The sequence below is a fragment of the Pseudomonas sp. Leaf127 genome, assembly GCF_001423155.1.
In the GTDB taxonomy this organism is placed as follows: domain Bacteria; phylum Pseudomonadota; class Gammaproteobacteria; order Pseudomonadales; family Pseudomonadaceae; genus Aquipseudomonas; species Aquipseudomonas ovata.
In genome coordinates this window covers 761,529-776,881 of the sequence record NZ_LMOA01000021.1, presented here as the reverse complement: position 1 = coordinate 776,881, position 15,353 = coordinate 761,529, and the positions used below count along the sequence as shown (strand labels likewise).

Here is a 15,353-nt window from a genome sequence, read left to right as displayed (position 1 = left end):
CAGGCAATCCGCCTGGATGAGGGGCGCATTAAACACAGCTGTTGCAGACAGGGCAATGCTGCCGCCGTTACAGACGCAGGCAGGCGTCGCGAAGAAGGGGCCGGGCTTTGGGCGATGCCATCAAGGGCAGATCGGCGTAACATGGTCGCGCTTTCGCGCAGCCAGAGGCTGATCATGTTGAATTCAGGAAAATGTCATGAGCAATAAACAACGCTTGATCTATTCGGTTCTGATTGCCTTGTCGGTACTGGCAATCATGCTGGGCCTTACCCATTTGCAGAAAGCCGGCACCATCACCGAGCAGACCTTCCAGTACATCGCGATCGGCGTAGCGGTGCTGGTGGTCATCCTCAACGGCGTGATGCGTCGCAAGGTCAAGCGCTGATCATTGAACGCAATGCAGGCCCGCTCATTGAGCGGGCTGGTTGTCATTGTTGTCGAGCCACTGCAAGGCCTGGGGGTGCAGGGTGTAGGCCTTGTCGGCCCCCAGGATGATGACCCCTTCATCGCACAGGCGCTTGAGCACTTCGCGCACGCTCAAAAACGACAGCGGTACATCCACGCGCAGCAGATGACTATGAATGCCACGCACACCCAGTGGCTGGCCTTCCTGGCTGGCGATCAGCAGGGTGTCGAGGACCTTGAGGCGGACCAGGCTGGTGCGCAGCCCGAAGTTCTTCAGCAGGGCGCGGATGTGCTCGTTACCGGCACGGTCGTGTTCGGCGGCGGGCGCTGGTAGCTGGGCCTGGGCGGCGATAGCGTTCTGTCGCAGCAAGGTGCGGGTGGTGATTCCTTGACGATTGAGCATGCACAAACTCCTTTTCGGGCCTGGTTTATTGCGGTTCACATCTAATAAGACGAGCGAGCGCAAAAAAACCTCATCCTCCACGGCAAAAAAGTTAGGCCGCAGGCCGTCAAAATGCCTGTCAATACATCCGGGAGCCCTCAAGCACAGGCTTTTCAGGCAATCATGAAGAAAAGTTAAGGTTGTTTCAGGGTATGAGCAAATCAGCGCTTCTGGGTCGCTCTTGATTGTTTGTGCAGCACCGGTTGGCCCTGCTCGTTGAGCGTGACGCGCACGGGCAGCACCTGGGGCAGCGAAGTCAGCAGGCGAGGCATCTCGCTGATGTTGTAGCTCAGGCCCAGGCGCAGGTCGCCCGTGGCATTGTCGCCCAGCATGACCGGGGCGGGCAGGTAGCGGTTGATCAACGGCAAGGCCTGGCGCAAGGGCAGGTCGTTGAATACCAGCTTGCCGTAGCGCCAGGCCAGGCTGGCATCGCCGGCCTTGATCTGGCTGGCTTGCGGCTGAGCCTCGTTGCCACGGTAATACGCCTGCATACCGGGCATCAGGCTCAGGCTGCGACCCGGTTGGGCCCGGTCACCCAGCACCAGCACGGAACCCTCGACGAGAATCACATTGACCTGATCTTCGTACATCCAGACATTGAAACGTGTGCCGGTGGCCTGGATGCTGCCTTTGCCGGCCTGTACCACGAAAGGCTTGAGCGCATCGTGCGCCACCTCGAAGAAGGCCTCGCCCTTGCCGAAGTTGACGATGCGTCGGTCCTTGTAGCGCAAGTAACTTATCTGCGTGCGGGTGTTCAGCTCTACCCGGCTGCCATCGGGCAGGGTAACCAGCCGGCTCGCGCTGTCCGCTTCATAGGTGGTGTACTCCGAAGGCACCCAGCCCATGTTCCAGCCGATGCCCAGTGCCAGTGTCAGCGCACCTGCAAATGCGGCCAGGCCGAAGGCACGTCTGTACCCACGCGATCCTGATGGCCGTGCGGTCGCGGGTATGGCCGAAGGACCGAGTGCGGGTGTCAGACCATCGCAGGCCTGCCAGGTGGCGCGCATGGCTTCGTATTCGCGGGCATGGCGCGGGTCGGCGGTCAGCCATTGCGCAAAGGTGCTGCGCTCGGCGTCCGTGCAGTCCTCATCCTGCAAGCGCATGAACCACTGCGCGGCGGTCTCGGTAATCGTGTCGTCGTTGACTGGACTGGACGTGGTCGGGCTCATGGGGTCTCCGCTGGTGCCGTGAAGGATTCTACCTCTGGCTATTGACGAGTGAGAACAATGGATAACCAATAGCGATCACATCAGGTTGCATTTTTGTGTAAATGCCAGACGCTCTCATCCAATACCCGGAAAATGCAGGTTTTCTGGCGTCAAGAACTGTCTGTTTCCGACCTTTTCCCGCAGTGGAGCCCCGCATGTCCGTATCGACCCCGACCCTGAGAGTGCCCTTTGCAGACCTTGTCGAGCGCCTGCGCCAGATTTTTCTGGCCCATGGCACCGCCCCCGAGGTCGCCCGGGTGTTGGCGCACAACTGTGCCAGTGCCCAGCGCGACGGTGCCCATAGCCATGGCACCTTTCGGATTCCAGGCTATCTCTCGACCCTGGCCAGTGGCTGGGTCGATGGCCAGGCGCTGCCGGTGGTCGAAGATGTGGGAGCCGCGTTCGTGCGTGTCGATGCCGCCAATGGCTTTGCCCAGCCAGCCCTTGAAGCGGCCAGCCCCTTGCTGATCGAAAAGGTCCGCGAGGCGGGCATCGCGATCCTGGCCATCCGCAACTCGCATCACTTCGCCGCGCTGTGGCTGGATGTCGAGCCGTTTGCCGAGCAGGGGCTGGTGGCGCTGAGCCTGGTCAACAGCATGACGTGCGTCGTGCCGCACGGTGCGCACAAGCCGTTGTTTGGCACCAATCCGATTGCCTTTGCCGCGCCGCGTGCCGGCGGTGAACCCTTGGTGTTCGACATGGCCACCAGCGCCATTGCCCATGGCGATGTGCAGATTGCAGCCCGCGAAGGGCATTGTCTGCCGGACGGCATGGGGGTGGATGCCGCCGGCCTGCCGACGACTGACCCCCAGGCCATCCTTGATGGCGGCGCCTTGCTGCCATTTGGCGGTCACAAGGGGTCGGCATTGTCGATGATGGTCGAGCTGCTGGCAGCGGGCATCACCGGAGGGAATTTCTCCTTCGAATTCGACTGGTCGCAGCATCCGGGGGCGAAAACGCCCTGGACCGGGCAATTGCTGATTGTGATCGATCCTGACCGCGGCAGCGGCCAGGCATTTGCCGAGCGCAGCGAAACCCTGGTGCGGCAACTGCACGGCGTGGGGCAGGCGCGCATGCCGGGTGATCGGCGCTATGTGGAGCGCGCCCGCTCATTGCGTGAAGGTGTCGAGATGGCAGACGCCGAGTGGGCGCAACTGGGTGAGCTGACCCGTCCTGGCTGACAGATGCCCGGGCCGTTCGTCGCATGCAGGCTTGCGCAGGCGTCACGATCCTAATACTGTATGTGCATACAGTGTTTAAAGGAGTTGTGACCATGTCTCTTGATTCTGTGCAAAAAAATACACCGATTGCCCAGCGGCGGGCAGCTAATTTCGAAGAAATGCAGCGCGAGGATTTCCTGGCGCTCGCAGCTGCCCTGCGTCGTTTCAGTGCCTGCGAGGCTGCTGCTTCAATCCCGGATCGTACCCGCCGTATCGTCAATGAGCCACGCCTGATGCTGGCCATGGAGTAAGCCCGAGAGGGCTGTTTCAGAGCCTTTAAAATCCGCGCGGGTGCAGGCTATGGTGTAAGTATTGCCCGGTTCGAGGGACACTTGCATGAACTCTTTTGCCACGCGCTTGAGGCAGGAACGCCGGGCGCTGGGGCTCACTCAACAGAAATTCGCGGCATTGGGTGGCGTTGAAGCCAATGCCCAGGCGATGTACGAAAGCGCTGTTCGTATTCCACGTTCTGCTTATCTGGTTGCGCTTTCGCAACACGGGGTGGATGTGCTTTACCTGATCTCAGGCAGGCGCACGCCTCTGGAACTGGACATGCTGTCGGGGGCCGAGCGCGAGGTGATTACCCGTTTTCGTTCGTTGGCGCCGACGCAGAAGCACGCTATCAGTGTGCTGGCCTCGGCATTGTCCGAGGGTGTACTTGAGCAATAAGACATTCCATGCTTGTTCGTGAATATACGAAACGTATATGCTTTGTATATTCAGCGAGAGGTCAAACATGGGTCTGGTTAAAATTTCCGAACATATGCATGCCAATGTGCGCACCGCCAGTGCCGCCTTGAGTCGATCAATCAACGCTCAGGCCGAGCACTGGATGCGGGTCGGCATGCTGGCCGAGCTCAATCCGACACTGGCCTACAGCGACATCTGTCAATTGCTGCTCAAGGCTGAAAACAGCCAGGGCGTGGTCCTGGGTGTCCAGTTGCTGGATATGGCGGCAGCCGAGCGGGTGGCATCATGAGCCGCGGTGTACCCCTCAAGAGCGAGCAGGACCTGGTGGCGCTGCGCATCGCCGGTCGGCTTGCAGCCGAAGTGCTGGCCATGATCAAGCCCCACGTCAAGGCCGGGGTCAGCACCGAGGCGCTGGACGATATCTGCAATCGCTATATCGTCGAAGAGCTGAAAGTGATTCCGGCCAACGTCGGCTATCACGGCTTTACCAAGACCACCTGCATCTCGCCCAATGCCGTGGTGTGCCATGGCATTCCTTCGGCCACCGATGTGCTCAAGGACGGCGATATCGTCAACATCGACGTGGCGATCATCAAGGATGGCTGGTACGGCGACACCAGTCGCATGTACCTGGTGGGGGAGGTCAGTCCGCTGGCCAGGCGACTGGTCGATACCACTTATGAGGCGACCCGTGCCGGTATCCATGCCGTGCGCCCCGGTGCGACGCTGGGCGATATTGGTCATGCCATCCAGACCGTGGCGCACCGTGAAGGCTTCAGTGTGGTGCGCGAGTATTGCGGGCATGGCATTGGCCAGGTTTATCACGACGAGCCCCAGGTATTGCACTACGGCGCACCAGGCAAGGGGCTCAAGCTCAAGCCGGGCATGGTGTTCACCATTGAACCGATGATCAATGCCGGCAAGCCTGGCACCCGTACACTGGATGATGGCTGGACGGTGTTGACCCGCGACTTGTCGCTGTCGGCACAGTGGGAGCACATGGTCGCGGTGACCGAGACCGGCTTTGAGTTGCTGACACCCTGGCCTGAGGGTACGGGGGACTACCCGGCCATCTGAGCAGGTCGCCCGGCCTCTGGCCGGGCGGTCGCGTTCAACGGCAGGCGTTCAGGTTGACCGGTCCGACAAACTCGTTGCCACGTCCCATCACACACGCCACACGCTGGTTGCGCTGGCGCTCCCAGGCTTGTGGCGGGTAGGTCTTGTTCCAAGCCTGATAGAGCTGCTGGTCCTGCCGTGACAGGCGCAGGTTGTAGTGCTTGCTCATGTAGAAGTGGGTGCGTGCAACCATGCCGCGAATCGAGGCCCGGGGCATGACTTTGCGGGTCTTGAAATCCACGTGCGTCTGGCAGGTGCCGTACTGGTTTTTCTGCTCGGCCACCCAGCCAAAGCTGAAATTGCTGCGATCGGCATTCACTTCGCCAATGCTGGGCACCAGGTTATGCAAGTCGGCCTCGGCGAGCTGGAAAGGCTTGTCGTGACGTGAGCAGTTCTTGCGACCGCCGTTCTGCCAGCACTGGCGTTGATGGCCGATCTGCCAGGCCGAAACGATGTGCTCCCACTCGATGCGCTGCGCCCGCTTTGGGTTTTTGCGCGGTACATAACCACAGCTGGCCAGGTCGATGCGGTTGCCGGTGTACTTGCAGCCGCAATAAAACTCGGTGGACTGTGGTGCGTAGAGTTTCCAGGCGATGGTCTTGGCTTCACTGAACGTGCGCGGCGCCTGGGCGTGCGCATTCAGCGCAAGCCCCCCCAGGGGCACGCCGATAAGCAGGGTGGCACGCAGCAGGGTGCCCAATCCGACGGTCATTGCCTCAGTCTTCCTTGGGCACGGTCCAGAAAATCTGTACGCCTCCGTCGTCGCGCCAGGCGAGGGTGACGTTATCGTTTTCGGCGATTTCTTCGAGCAATTGTGCCCAGTCGTCTTCCAATTCGTCGGGGTGCCGGGTGATCAGGGCGGACCTGGCCTTTTGCGCGGCAGGCGCGTTGATGATCTTCTGGATGCGAAGACCCAGGCGCTCGTAGGAACTGGGGGGAGAAGGGGGCGCTGCGCTTTTTTTGGCCACGGTGTAGCCTCCTGGTTATCTGTATGGGTGTACAGTATTTCAGCTTTGCAAGTTTCGCAACCCTGTCGTGAATCAATGACTTGGCCAGCGATTGCGCTCAGCGGTGGACGCTCTCGCCGGCAGGTCGGCAAATGTCCCGGCACAGGTTAATCTGTGTGCTATCCCGGCGTGGTGCCGGAGCTTGGGGTGAATGCTCATGAATACATCGATACGGATTCTGGCAGTGCTGGCTCTGGTGGGCGCAAGCCTGACAGGTTGTTCTTCGCCTACGGTGGTGACCTTGCAGAACGGCACGCAATACGTCACCGAAGATGCCCCGCGCACTCGCACGGCAGACGGGTTTTACGAGTTCACCGATATAGCCGGCAAGCGTATCCGGGTGCGTGCCGACGAGGTCGCGACGGTCAAGCCCGAGGATTGAGGCCGCAGGCTGGCGCTCAACGGTCGTGAAGAAATGACGCTGGCGGCCGATCCCCTGACAGGACTGGAATTCATCAGAGGAACGATCATGTCGCTGTCCATTGGGCTGCCAGCATCTTTTGTAACCCTTGCCCACCCGAGCGGGGCGGTCGGCCAGACGCCGCAGGTCGATGACGAGCACGCAAGCGCGCGCACGCCGTTGACGCTGGAGGGCGTGTCGAGCAAACCTGCAAAACAGAACGGCTCCGGCATGGGGCCGGTGGTCGACACACTGGTTGATCGTCTGGCCGAGCTGCATGAGCACTTGCGCAAGTTGCGTCAGGAACTGCGTGAGGCGCTCAAGTCGGTGCAGCCCGATGTGGTGCGTCTGCCGCGCATTCTCAGCCTGCAACGCCAAGTGATGTTGGCCAACAGTGATATCCAGTTGGTCTCCGGCCTGCTGATCACGGCCCTGAACAAACCTGCGGCCGTGCTCAGCGCGCACGTCTGAAAAGTTGACAAAACCGGGATTCGCTTCGATAGTGAGGGTCTCGCAAACGTTTGCGTGTCGATTTTAGTCACCGACCCAGCGCGCGACCCAACAATAATCACAAGAATCGGAGACACCCATGAAGCTGCCCTTCGCTGGACGCTTGCTCGCTGTTGCCTTGTTCGCCACGGCCACCACACTGACCCCGCTGCTATCCTTCCAGGCCCAGGCCGCTGATAAGCCCAAGGTCGCGCTGGTCATGAAATCCCTGGCCAACGAATTTTTCCTGACCATGGAAGACGGCGCCAAGGCCTACCAGAAAGAACACGCCGATCAGTTCGACCTGATTTCCAATGGCATCAAGGATGAGTCCGACACCGCCAGCCAGATCCGTATCGTCGAGCAGATGATCGTCTCTAAGGTCGATGCCCTGGTCATTGCGCCGGCCGACTCCAAAGCCCTGGTGCCGGTGCTCAAGAAAGCCATGGACGCCGGGATCAAGGTAATCAATATCGACAACCAGCTCGATGCCGGTGTGCTCAAGAGCAAGAACATCGAGGTGGCTTTCGTCGGTCCCGATAACCGCAAAGGCGCGCAACTGGTCGGCGACTACCTGGCGAAGAAGCTGGCAGCCGGTGATCAGGTCGGCATCATCGAAGGCGTGCCGACCACCACCAATGCCCAGCAGCGTACCGCAGGCTTCCAGGATGCCATGCAGGCGGCGCAGATCAAGGTCGTCTCCGTGCAGTCGGGCAACTGGGAAATCGACAAGGGCAACGCCGTCGCCTCGGCCATGCTCAATGAATACCCCGACCTCAAGGCGCTGCTGGCCGGTAACGACAGCATGGCCCTGGGCGCCGTCTCGGCCGTACGCGCCGCTGGCAAGACCGGCAAGGTCATGATCGTCGGTTACGACAATATCAATGCCATCAAGCCGATGCTCAAGGACGGTCGCATCCTGGCCACTGCCGATCAGTTTGCTGCCCGTCAGGCTGTGTTCGGCATTGAGGCAGCACTCAAGTCGATCAAGGGTGAGGCACTGGGCAGCGTCGAGGGCGTGATCCAGACGCCTGTCGAACTGGTTACCCAGCCACAGTAAAGGCGAGACTCCTTCATGACGACGCCCCCAGAGGTTGTGCTGTCGGTGCACGGCATTGGCAAGACATACGCCCAGCCGGTGATTGCCGATATCGACCTGACCCTGCTGCGTGGCGAGGTGCTGGCCCTGACCGGTGAAAACGGCGCGGGCAAGAGCACCTTGTCGAAGATTATTGGCGGACTGGTGACGCCCAGCACCGGGCAGATGCAGTTCATGGGCCTGCCCTGGCAGCCCGCCAGTCGTACTGCAGCGGAAAAGCTCGGGGTGCGCATGGTCATGCAGGAACTCAACCTGCTGCCGACCCTGAGTGTGGCCGAGAACCTGTTTCTCGACCAGTTGCCGGGGCGGCTGGGCTGGATCGACCGCAAGCGCCTGCGCCAGCAGGCGGTCCAGGCCATGGCCCGGGTCGGCCTTGAGGCCATCGACCCGGATACACCGGTCGGGGAGCTGGGGATCGGTCACCAGCAAATGGTGGAAATTGCCCGCAACCTGATTGGCGATTGCCGTGTATTGATCCTGGACGAGCCGACGGCAATGCTTACCGCGCGCGAGGTCGAGAGGCTGTTCGAGCAGATCGCCCGGCTGCAGGCCGATGGCGTCTCGATCATCTATATCTCTCATCGGCTTGAAGAGCTGGCCCGCATCGCCCAGCGCATTGCCGTGCTGCGTGATGGCCGGCTGGTGTGTATCGAGCCCATGAGCCGCTATGACAGCCAGCAACTGGTCACCTTGATGGTCGGCCGTGAGATAGGTGAGCACCTGGACCTGGGGCCCCGGAAAATGGGGCCTGTGGCCATGTCGGTCAAGGGACTGAGTCGCAGGGGCAAGGTCGACAGTGTCTCGTTCGAGGTCCGCCAGGGTGAAATCCTGGGCATTTCCGGCCTGGTCGGTTCGGGGCGCACCGAGTTGTTGCGCCTGATCTACGGCGCTGATCGCGCCGACAGCGGTCATGTCGAGCTCGGCCAGCCGCTGCGCCCGGTGACGCTGGGTTCGCCCAGTGATGCGGTGCGCCACGGCATTGCGCTGATCAGCGAGGACCGCAAGGGCGAAGGGTTGCTGCTGTCGCAGTCGATTGCGGCCAACGTCGCGCTGGGCAACATGCACAGCATTGCCCGTGGCGGGGTGGTCAGTGCACAGCGCGAGCAGGCATTGGCGCAGCGTCAGGTCGAGGCCATGCGCATTCGCTGTGCCGGTCCCGGGCAGCTTGTCTCGCAATTGTCGGGCGGCAACCAGCAAAAGGTGGTGATCGGTCGCTGGCTGGAGCGCGATTGCCCGGTGATGCTGTTCGACGAGCCGACCCGTGGCATCGATGTGGGGGCCAAATTCGATATTTATGCGCTGCTTGGCGAGCTGACCCGCCAGGGGCGGGCGCTGGTGGTGGTGTCCAGCGACCTGCGCGAACTGATGCTGATCTGCGACCGCATCGCGGTGCTATCAGCCGGCAAACTGATCGACACCTTCGAGCGTGAGCACTGGACGCAGGACCAACTGCTGGCAGCGGCTTTTGCCGGTTATCAACAACAAGCGGTGCCAAATGGCCAGGCCGCAAGCGGACATGTGCAATGACTCCTTCAAAAGACTCCGTGGCACCGTCGCTGCCCATTCGGCGCGGCGGCCAGTATTTCGGCCTGGGCACCTACCTGGGCCTGGCGGGTGCGTTGCTGGCGATGATCGTGCTGTTTTCATCGCTCAGCGATCACTTTCTGTCTTATCAAACCTTCAGCACCCTGGCCAACCAGATTCCCGACCTGATGGTGCTGGCCGTGGGCATGACGCTGGTGCTGATCATCGGCGGCATCGACCTGTCGGTGGGCTCGGTGCTGGCGCTGGCGGCGTCAGCGGTCAGTGTCGCGATCCTGGGTTGGGGCTGGAGCGTATTTCCAGCCGCCTTGCTGGGCATCGCCTGTGCCACTCTGGCCGGTGCCGTGACAGGCTCGATCACCGTGGCCTGGCGCATCCCGTCGTTCATCGTCTCGCTGGGCGTGCTGGAAATGGCGCGCGGGCTGGCTTACCAGATGACCGGCTCGCGCACCGCCTACATTGGTGATGCCTTCGCCTGGCTGTCGGAGCCCATCGCCTTTGGTATCGCACCGTCCTTTCTGATCGCCTTGCTGGTCATTTTCGTTGCTCAGGCGGTGCTGACCCGTACGGTGTTTGGTCGCTACCTGATCGGTATCGGCACCAACGAAGAGGCCGTGCGCCTGGCCGGTATCAACCCCAAGCCCTACAAGATCATGGTGTTCGCCCTGATGGGCTTGCTGGCCGGGGTTGCTGCGCTGTTCCAGATTTCCCGCCTGGAAGCGGCTGATCCGAACGCCGGTGCCGGCCTCGAGCTGCAAGTGATCGCTGCCGTGGTGATCGGCGGGACCAGCCTGATGGGCGGACGGGGCTCGATCATCAGCACGTTTTTTGGCGTGCTGATCATTTCGGTGCTGGCGGCCGGCCTGGCGCAGATCGGCGCCACGGAGCCGACCAAGCGCATCATCACTGGCGCGGTCATCGTGATTGCCGTGGTGCTCGACACCTACCGCAGTCATCGCGCACAACGGCAGGGCTGATATGGCGACGATCAAGGACGTTGCGGCGCTGGCCGGTATTTCCTATACCACCGTGTCCCATGTGCTGAACAAGACGCGCCCGGTCAGCGATGCGGTACGGCTCAAGGTCGAGGCGGCCATCGTGCAGCTCGATTATGTGCCCAGTGCCGTGGCCCGCTCGCTGAAAGCCCAGGCGACCGCGACCATCGGCCTGTTGATCCCCAACGGCATCAACCCGTACTTCGCCGAGCTGGCGCGTGGCATCGAGGACCACTGCGAGCGCAACGGTTTCTGCGTGATTCTGTGCAATTCCGATGACAACCCGGAAAAACAGCGCAGCTACCTGCGTGTGCTGCTGGAGAAGCGTGTCGATGGCTTGATCGTGTCTTCGGTCGACGGTGATGCGGGCATGGCAGGCGGATTGTCGGCGGTGCGTACGCCGCTGGTGATCGTCGACCGCGAGCTGGAGGGCGTGGAGGCGGATCTGGTGCAGATCGACCACGAGCAGGGCGCCTGGCTGGCCACCCGCCATCTGATTGATCTGGGCCATCGACACATTGCCTGCATTGCCGGTCCCCGGCATACCGTGGTGACCGAGTTGCGCCTGCAAGGCTATCGACGTGCGCTGCATCAGGCCGGCCTGCCGGCCCGTGACGACTGGGCGCTACACAGCGACTTCACCAGCCCTGCCGGCTACGAGGCCGCTGCACGCCTGTTGCAGGGCGAACGGCCGACGGCGATTTTTGCCGGCAACGACATGATCGGCATTGGGGTATTGCGCGCCGCAGCCGAGCAGGGCGTTCGCGTGCCGCAGGCGCTGTCGGTCATTGGTTTCGACGATATCCAGCTCAGCCGCTACGTGTATCCGGCACTGACCACGGTCGGCCAGTCCATCACGCAACTGGGCGAAACGGCAGCGGCCATGCTGCTGCGGCGCATCGCCAATCCGGCCTTGCCAGTGGAAAAGCGCAGGGTCGAGCCCCGTGTAGTCGTGCGCGAGTCGACCTCGAAGGTATCAGGTGATGCCTGATCGTTATGACAACCTATTTGAAACTCTATTATCGACAGGACCCTGGCCACGATCATGCAAGCACAAGTAGTGGTAATAGGCAGTCTGAACATGGACCTGGTGGTGCGCGTGCCGCGGCTGCCACGTCCGGGAGAAACCCTGGTCGGTGAGTCGTTTGCCACCGTGCCGGGTGGCAAGGGCGCCAATCAGGCGGTGGCGGTCGCACGCCTTGGGGCCACGGTGGCCATGCTCGGCTGTGTTGGTGACGATGCCTATGGCCAGCAACTGCGCGAGGCGCTGCTGGTCGAGGGCGTCGACTGTCAGGGCGTGACCCAGGTGCCGGGAGTCAGTACCGGCATTGCCTCGATTCTGGTCGACCAGCACAGCCAGAACGCAATCGTCATTGTCGAAGGCGGCAATGGGCAATTGCTGCCTGCCTCGGTGGAGCGCTTCGATGCGCTTCTGGCCGGCGCCAAGGTGGTGGTCTGCCAGCTTGAAGTGCCTGCACCGACCGTGCTGCACAGCCTGCGCCGGGCACGCGAGCTGGGTTGTACGGTGATTCTCAATCCGGCACCGGCCAGCCAGCCATTGCCGGATGACTGGTACCCGCTGATCGACTACCTGATCCCCAACGAGAGTGAAGCTCAGGTACTGACCGGGCTGAACGTGGACTCGCCGGCCTCGGCCGCCACTGCCGCCCAGGTTCTGCTCGCGGCCGGGGCCCGCAATGTGATCGTGACGCTGGGCGGGCAGGGCGTACTGCTGGCCGGTGTCCAGGCCTGTGAGCATCTGCCGGCGCATCCTGTGCAGGCGGTCGACACCACCGCTGCAGGCGATACCTTCATTGGCGCACTGGCGGCGGCACTGGCGCAGGGCCAGACGCAGGCGCAAGCCGTGCGTTTCGCTCAGGCGGCCGCCGCAGTGTCGGTGACGCGTGCCGGTGCGCAGCCTTCCATTCCCTCGCTGGACGACGTGCACAGGCTGCTGGCGCCATGAAGAAAACACCGTTGCTCAATATTGCCTTGTCCCGGGTCATCGCCTCTCTGGGGCATGGCGACATTCTGATGATCGTCGACGCCGGCATGCCGGTGCCGCCGGGTGTCGAGTTGATCGACCTGGCGCTGACCCGTGGCGTGCCGGATTTCGTCGGGGTGCTGGATGTGGTGCTCAGTGAAATGGAGGTCGAAAGCCATGTGCTGGCCCGCGAAATGATCGAGGCCAGGCCGCCGGCGTTGCAGATGATCGAGACTTTGCAGCTCGACGGTCAGTTGGGCCAGCCGGACTGGATCAGCCATGACGCGTTGAAAGCCTTGAGCCGCCGTGCCAAGGCCATTGTAAGAACCGGCGAGTGCCAGCCCTACAGTAACGTGGCGCTGGTGGCCGGAGTGGTGTTCTAGTAAGGAAAAGGAGTGTGGGATGAAAGGGATATCGCTGTTAAATGGGTTGTTAAGAGGAGTCGTGCTGATGTCTGTGCTGGGAGCTGCAGCGGTCCAGGGGGCTGAAAGGCGCGATCTGATCATCGACACCGATCCGGGCGCCGATGATGTGGTTGCATTGTTATTGGCACTGGCCTCGCCTGAAGAGCTCAATGTGCTGGCCATCACGACCGTGGCGGGCAATGTGCGCCTGGACAAAACCTCGCGCAATGCGCGGCTGGCGCGCGAGTGGGCAGGGCGCGAAGAGGTGCCGGTGTACGCCGGCGCACCGCGGCCCCTGGTGCGCACGCCGATCTATGCCGACAACGTGCATGGCCAGGAAGGCTTGCCGGGCGTGACGGTGTATGAGCCTGCCAAGGGCCTGGCCCAGGGCAATGCGGTCGATTACCTGATCCGCACCTTGAGCCAGGCCCCGGCGCACAGCATTACCATCGCCATGCTCGGGCCGCAGACCAACCTGGCCCTGGCGTTGACCCAGGCGCCGGAAATCACCCGTGGCATCAAGGAGGTGGTGGTGATGGGCGGTGCGCATTTCAACGGCGGCAATATTACCCCGGCGGCCGAATTCAACCTGTTTGCCGACCCGCATGCTGCCCAGGTGGTGCTCGATAGCGGCGTCAGGCTGACTTATGTGCCTCTGGATGTCACCCACAAGATCCTGACCAGCGAGGCACGCCTGGCGCAGATTGCAGCGCTGGATAATCAGGCGGGCAAGCGGGTGGGGGATATTCTCAATGAATACGTCAAGCTCGACATGGCGCACTACGGACTGCCCGGCGGGCCGGTACACGATGCCAGCGTGATCGCCTGGCTGCTGCAGCCTGAACTGTTTACCGGGCGGCGCATTCATATGGCCATCGATAGCCGCGAAGGCATCGGCTTCGGTCAGACCGTCGCCGACTGGTACGGTACCCTCAAGCAGCCCGAAAACGTGCTGTGGGTCGAAAACGGTGATGCCCAGGGGTTCTTCGATCTTCTGACCCGCCGCCTGGCCCGCTTGAAATAAGACTCAGACCGTTGTGGCTGAGGCCGTATGACGGCTCAGCACCTGGCTGATAAAGGCGTGGGCACTTTCGGTGCCCAGTTCCTTGACCAGCAGGTCGATGGCGATGATGGTGAGTTCTTCTGCCGAGCCCGGGCTGTGTGCGCATTGTCCCTGCGGCCAACGGGCCTTGATATCCGCTTCTATGGATACGGTTGCCATGTGTCTAAAGATCCTGTGTGAAAAACGACCCGCTGCGCGACGCTCGTCGAGCGCGTGCAGTAAACCATTGCTGGAGCACTTTGGCACTTCGACTTACGCCGCGGGTGTGTGGTCACAGGTTAATATTTTGTGACGATTTGTCTGGCCCCTGGACGGATAGGCTAAGGCAGACTCGCGCTCCCTGTACTGCAACGTGCAACCATTGTGTGCTGGCGTGGTCGCAAAGGGTCTGATCTGTTTATCGGTAAAGGAGGCTGTAATGCCCTGGAAATTCGCAACACTAGGTTTTGTCGCCGTGACATCGTTACTGGCAGGCTGCAGCAGTACGTCTGCTCCGACACCTGCCGCCGAGGCGCCACGTACTGCCGAGGCTGCAGCCCCGGCGGCGTCAGGCTCGATCGGGGATGGTCGTTGCGATGCCAGTGGCGCGCAGTCTGCGGTCGGCAAGCAAGCCACGCTCGAGCTTCTTAATCAGGTCCGTACCCAGTCGGGCGCCATGGATGCCCGCATCCTCAGCCCCAACGACATGGTAACCCTTGAATACCGCTCCGAGCGGGTCAACGTCAACACCGATACCACAGGCAAGGTCATCCGCGTCAACTGTGGCTGATACCGATGCCCAGGCATAAAAAAACCCCGTCACGAATGACGGGGTTTTTTATGCCAGCAGGGTCGGTGAATCAGACCACTGTGACTTCTTCTGCCTGCATGCCTTTCTGGCCTTTCGCAGCGATGAAGGTCACTGTCTGACCTTCCTTCAGGCTCTTGAAGCCGTCGGATTTGATCGCCTTGAAGTGTACGAACAGATCGTCGCCGCCACCTTGAGGTGTGATAAAGCCGAAGCCTTTTTCATCGTTGAACCATTTAACGGTGCCGGTTTGGCGATTGGACATGGTGAATCTCCGGAAACATGAATTTCAATAACGTGCTGCTCAGGCCAACTGGGCACACGCCGCTATCATAGTCCAAATGCACGGAAGACGCGCCATTTAGGTAGAAACTTTATCGGGGATGGGCGCTGCGGTGCGATATCGCTTGCGCCACAAGCAGGTGGCGGGGCACGCGCAGGGGTGTCCGAGAGGGCTGTCGCAGGAGCCCAAGGCCCCGTAATCAAAGGGCCTTGAAGGTGT

General features: G+C 61.6%; 22 protein-coding genes. 16 read left to right on the top strand and 6 right to left on the bottom strand.

Annotated features, from left to right (window positions below; translation table 11 throughout):
- Positions 1–196 precede the first annotated feature (196 nt).
- Positions 197–385: a hypothetical protein gene (locus ASF84_RS16850; RefSeq protein ID WP_056839948.1), complete on the top strand. Its 189-nt coding sequence runs from the start codon at positions 197–199 to the stop codon at positions 383–385.
- A gap of 24 nt (positions 386–409) precedes the next feature.
- Here the strand turns inward: ASF84_RS16850 and ASF84_RS16845 are convergent, their stop codons facing one another.
- Together ASF84_RS16845 and ASF84_RS16840 are read right to left on the bottom strand one after the other, a co-directional pair.
- Positions 410–808, bottom strand: a complete 399-nt coding sequence (locus tag ASF84_RS16845; RefSeq protein ID WP_056839947.1) for a hypothetical protein — start codon at positions 806–808, stop codon at positions 410–412.
- A 200-nt stretch (positions 809–1,008) separates the two neighbouring features.
- Positions 1,009–2,016 carry a FecR family protein gene (locus ASF84_RS16840; protein ID WP_056839946.1) on the bottom strand — a complete coding sequence of 336 codons (1,008 nt, stop codon included), beginning with the start codon at positions 2,014–2,016 and terminating at the stop codon, positions 1,009–1,011.
- Positions 2,017–2,210: 194 nt separating this feature from the next.
- Between ASF84_RS16840 and ASF84_RS16835 the strand changes: the two genes are divergently transcribed.
- The 5 genes from ASF84_RS16835 (at position 2,211) to map (ending at position 5,042) form a co-directional block, all read left to right on the top strand.
- Positions 2,211–3,236 carry an Ldh family oxidoreductase gene (locus ASF84_RS16835; protein WP_056839945.1) on the top strand — a complete coding sequence of 342 codons (1,026 nt, stop codon included), beginning with the start codon at positions 2,211–2,213 and terminating at the stop codon, positions 3,234–3,236.
- A gap of 92 nt (positions 3,237–3,328) precedes the next feature.
- A complete protein-coding gene (locus tag ASF84_RS16830; protein WP_056839944.1) occupies positions 3,329–3,526 on the top strand; it encodes a hypothetical protein in 198 nt (65 codons plus the stop codon).
- Between the two features lie 85 nt (positions 3,527–3,611).
- Positions 3,612–3,944: a helix-turn-helix domain-containing protein gene (locus ASF84_RS16825; RefSeq protein ID WP_056839943.1), complete on the top strand. Its 333-nt coding sequence runs from the start codon at positions 3,612–3,614 to the stop codon at positions 3,942–3,944.
- A gap of 67 nt (positions 3,945–4,011) precedes the next feature.
- The gene (locus tag ASF84_RS16820; protein ID WP_056839942.1) at positions 4,012–4,254 is read left to right on the top strand and encodes a ParD-like family protein; all 243 of its coding nucleotides are present in this window, start codon (positions 4,012–4,014) and stop codon (positions 4,252–4,254) included.
- Entirely contained in the window at positions 4,251–5,042 is a 792-nt protein-coding gene (gene map, locus ASF84_RS16815; RefSeq protein ID WP_082481648.1) for a type I methionyl aminopeptidase, read from the top strand. The genes ASF84_RS16820 and map overlap by 4 nt, the downstream gene beginning before the upstream one ends.
- 34 nt (positions 5,043–5,076) lie before the next feature.
- Here map and ASF84_RS16810 read toward each other — a convergent pair whose 3' ends face one another.
- Positions 5,077–5,793 carry an endonuclease gene (locus ASF84_RS16810; RefSeq protein WP_056839940.1) on the bottom strand — a complete coding sequence of 239 codons (717 nt, stop codon included), beginning with the start codon at positions 5,791–5,793 and terminating at the stop codon, positions 5,077–5,079.
- Positions 5,794–5,797: 4 nt separating this feature from the next.
- Positions 5,798–6,049, bottom strand: coding sequence for a DUF1654 domain-containing protein (locus ASF84_RS16805; RefSeq protein WP_056839939.1), 252 nt, complete (start codon positions 6,047–6,049; stop codon positions 5,798–5,800).
- A gap of 196 nt (positions 6,050–6,245) precedes the next feature.
- Here ASF84_RS16805 and ASF84_RS16800 point away from each other — a divergent pair, with 196 nt between their 5' ends.
- The 9 genes from ASF84_RS16800 to ASF84_RS16760 all read left to right on the top strand — a co-directional run bounded on the left by ASF84_RS16800 (position 6,246) and on the right by ASF84_RS16760 (position 14,025).
- A complete protein-coding gene (locus ASF84_RS16800; protein ID WP_056840184.1) occupies positions 6,246–6,470 on the top strand; it encodes a YgdI/YgdR family lipoprotein in 225 nt (74 codons plus the stop codon).
- Between the two features lie 87 nt (positions 6,471–6,557).
- Complete coding sequence (locus tag ASF84_RS16795; RefSeq protein ID WP_156684260.1) at positions 6,558–6,959, top strand: hypothetical protein; 402 nt, start codon at positions 6,558–6,560, stop codon at positions 6,957–6,959.
- Between the two features lie 118 nt (positions 6,960–7,077).
- Positions 7,078–8,037 (top strand): sugar ABC transporter substrate-binding protein, encoded by a 960-nt coding sequence (locus tag ASF84_RS16790; protein WP_056839937.1) that lies wholly within the window; start codon positions 7,078–7,080, stop codon positions 8,035–8,037.
- Between the two features lie 15 nt (positions 8,038–8,052).
- Positions 8,053–9,603, top strand: a complete 1,551-nt coding sequence (locus ASF84_RS16785; protein WP_056839936.1) for a sugar ABC transporter ATP-binding protein — start codon at positions 8,053–8,055, stop codon at positions 9,601–9,603.
- On the top strand, positions 9,600–10,595 hold the full coding sequence (locus ASF84_RS16780; RefSeq protein WP_056839935.1) for an ABC transporter permease: 996 nt from the start codon (positions 9,600–9,602) through the stop codon (positions 10,593–10,595). The genes ASF84_RS16785 and ASF84_RS16780 overlap by 4 nt, the downstream gene beginning before the upstream one ends.
- Position 10,596: 1 nt before the next feature.
- Complete coding sequence (locus tag ASF84_RS16775) at positions 10,597–11,604, top strand: LacI family DNA-binding transcriptional regulator (protein ID WP_056839934.1); 1,008 nt, start codon at positions 10,597–10,599, stop codon at positions 11,602–11,604.
- Between the two features lie 54 nt (positions 11,605–11,658).
- Positions 11,659–12,579, top strand: coding sequence for a ribokinase (gene rbsK / locus ASF84_RS16770; RefSeq protein ID WP_056839933.1), 921 nt, complete (start codon positions 11,659–11,661; stop codon positions 12,577–12,579).
- Entirely contained in the window at positions 12,576–12,980 is a 405-nt protein-coding gene (rbsD, locus tag ASF84_RS16765) for a D-ribose pyranase (protein ID WP_056839932.1), read from the top strand. Before rbsK ends, rbsD begins: the two co-directional genes overlap by 4 nt.
- Positions 12,981–12,999: 19 nt before the next feature.
- On the top strand, positions 13,000–14,025 hold the full coding sequence (locus ASF84_RS16760; RefSeq protein ID WP_056839931.1) for a nucleoside hydrolase: 1,026 nt from the start codon (positions 13,000–13,002) through the stop codon (positions 14,023–14,025).
- A gap of 3 nt (positions 14,026–14,028) precedes the next feature.
- Here ASF84_RS16760 and ASF84_RS16755 read toward each other — a convergent pair whose 3' ends face one another.
- A complete protein-coding gene (locus ASF84_RS16755) occupies positions 14,029–14,223 on the bottom strand; it encodes a hypothetical protein (RefSeq protein WP_056839930.1) in 195 nt (64 codons plus the stop codon).
- Between the two features lie 259 nt (positions 14,224–14,482).
- Here ASF84_RS16755 and ASF84_RS16750 point away from each other — a divergent pair, with 259 nt between their 5' ends.
- Entirely contained in the window at positions 14,483–14,833 is a 351-nt protein-coding gene (locus tag ASF84_RS16750) for an I78 family peptidase inhibitor (protein ID WP_056839929.1), read from the top strand.
- A 70-nt stretch (positions 14,834–14,903) separates the two neighbouring features.
- Here ASF84_RS16750 and ASF84_RS16745 read toward each other — a convergent pair whose 3' ends face one another.
- A complete protein-coding gene (locus ASF84_RS16745) occupies positions 14,904–15,116 on the bottom strand; it encodes a cold-shock protein (protein WP_056839928.1) in 213 nt (70 codons plus the stop codon).
- Between the last annotated feature and the right edge of the window lie 237 nt (positions 15,117–15,353).

What these genes read in the sequence shown, in the direction of transcription:
- ASF84_RS16850 (WP_056839948.1), top strand. Translation starts at nt 197, where the DNA reads ATGAGCAATAAACAACGCTTGATCTATTCGGTTCTGATTGCCTTGTCG.
- ASF84_RS16845 (WP_056839947.1), bottom strand. Translation starts at nt 808, where the DNA reads ATGCTCAATCGTCAAGGAATCACCACCCGCACCTTGCTGCGACAGAAC.
- ASF84_RS16840 (WP_056839946.1), bottom strand. Translation starts at nt 2,016, where the DNA reads ATGAGCCCGACCACGTCCAGTCCAGTCAACGACGACACGATTACCGAG.
- ASF84_RS16835 (WP_056839945.1), top strand. Translation starts at nt 2,211, where the DNA reads ATGTCCGTATCGACCCCGACCCTGAGAGTGCCCTTTGCAGACCTTGTC.
- ASF84_RS16830 (WP_056839944.1), top strand. Translation starts at nt 3,329, where the DNA reads ATGTCTCTTGATTCTGTGCAAAAAAATACACCGATTGCCCAGCGGCGG.
- ASF84_RS16825 (WP_056839943.1), top strand. Translation starts at nt 3,612, where the DNA reads ATGAACTCTTTTGCCACGCGCTTGAGGCAGGAACGCCGGGCGCTGGGG.
- ASF84_RS16820 (WP_056839942.1), top strand. Translation starts at nt 4,012, where the DNA reads ATGGGTCTGGTTAAAATTTCCGAACATATGCATGCCAATGTGCGCACC.
- map (WP_082481648.1), top strand. Translation starts at nt 4,251, where the DNA reads ATGAGCCGCGGTGTACCCCTCAAGAGCGAGCAGGACCTGGTGGCGCTG.
- ASF84_RS16810 (WP_056839940.1), bottom strand. Translation starts at nt 5,793, where the DNA reads ATGACCGTCGGATTGGGCACCCTGCTGCGTGCCACCCTGCTTATCGGC.
- ASF84_RS16800 (WP_056840184.1), top strand. Translation starts at nt 6,246, where the DNA reads ATGAATACATCGATACGGATTCTGGCAGTGCTGGCTCTGGTGGGCGCA.
- ASF84_RS16795 (WP_156684260.1), top strand. Translation starts at nt 6,558, where the DNA reads ATGTCGCTGTCCATTGGGCTGCCAGCATCTTTTGTAACCCTTGCCCAC.
- ASF84_RS16790 (WP_056839937.1), top strand. Translation starts at nt 7,078, where the DNA reads ATGAAGCTGCCCTTCGCTGGACGCTTGCTCGCTGTTGCCTTGTTCGCC.
- ASF84_RS16785 (WP_056839936.1), top strand. Translation starts at nt 8,053, where the DNA reads ATGACGACGCCCCCAGAGGTTGTGCTGTCGGTGCACGGCATTGGCAAG.
- ASF84_RS16780 (WP_056839935.1), top strand. Translation starts at nt 9,600, where the DNA reads ATGACTCCTTCAAAAGACTCCGTGGCACCGTCGCTGCCCATTCGGCGC.
- ASF84_RS16775 (WP_056839934.1), top strand. Translation starts at nt 10,597, where the DNA reads ATGGCGACGATCAAGGACGTTGCGGCGCTGGCCGGTATTTCCTATACC.
- rbsK (WP_056839933.1), top strand. Translation starts at nt 11,659, where the DNA reads ATGCAAGCACAAGTAGTGGTAATAGGCAGTCTGAACATGGACCTGGTG.
- rbsD (WP_056839932.1), top strand. Translation starts at nt 12,576, where the DNA reads ATGAAGAAAACACCGTTGCTCAATATTGCCTTGTCCCGGGTCATCGCC.
- ASF84_RS16760 (WP_056839931.1), top strand. Translation starts at nt 13,000, where the DNA reads ATGAAAGGGATATCGCTGTTAAATGGGTTGTTAAGAGGAGTCGTGCTG.
- ASF84_RS16755 (WP_056839930.1), bottom strand. Translation starts at nt 14,223, where the DNA reads ATGGCAACCGTATCCATAGAAGCGGATATCAAGGCCCGTTGGCCGCAG.
- ASF84_RS16750 (WP_056839929.1), top strand. Translation starts at nt 14,483, where the DNA reads ATGCCCTGGAAATTCGCAACACTAGGTTTTGTCGCCGTGACATCGTTA.
- ASF84_RS16745 (WP_056839928.1), bottom strand. Translation starts at nt 15,116, where the DNA reads ATGTCCAATCGCCAAACCGGCACCGTTAAATGGTTCAACGATGAAAAA.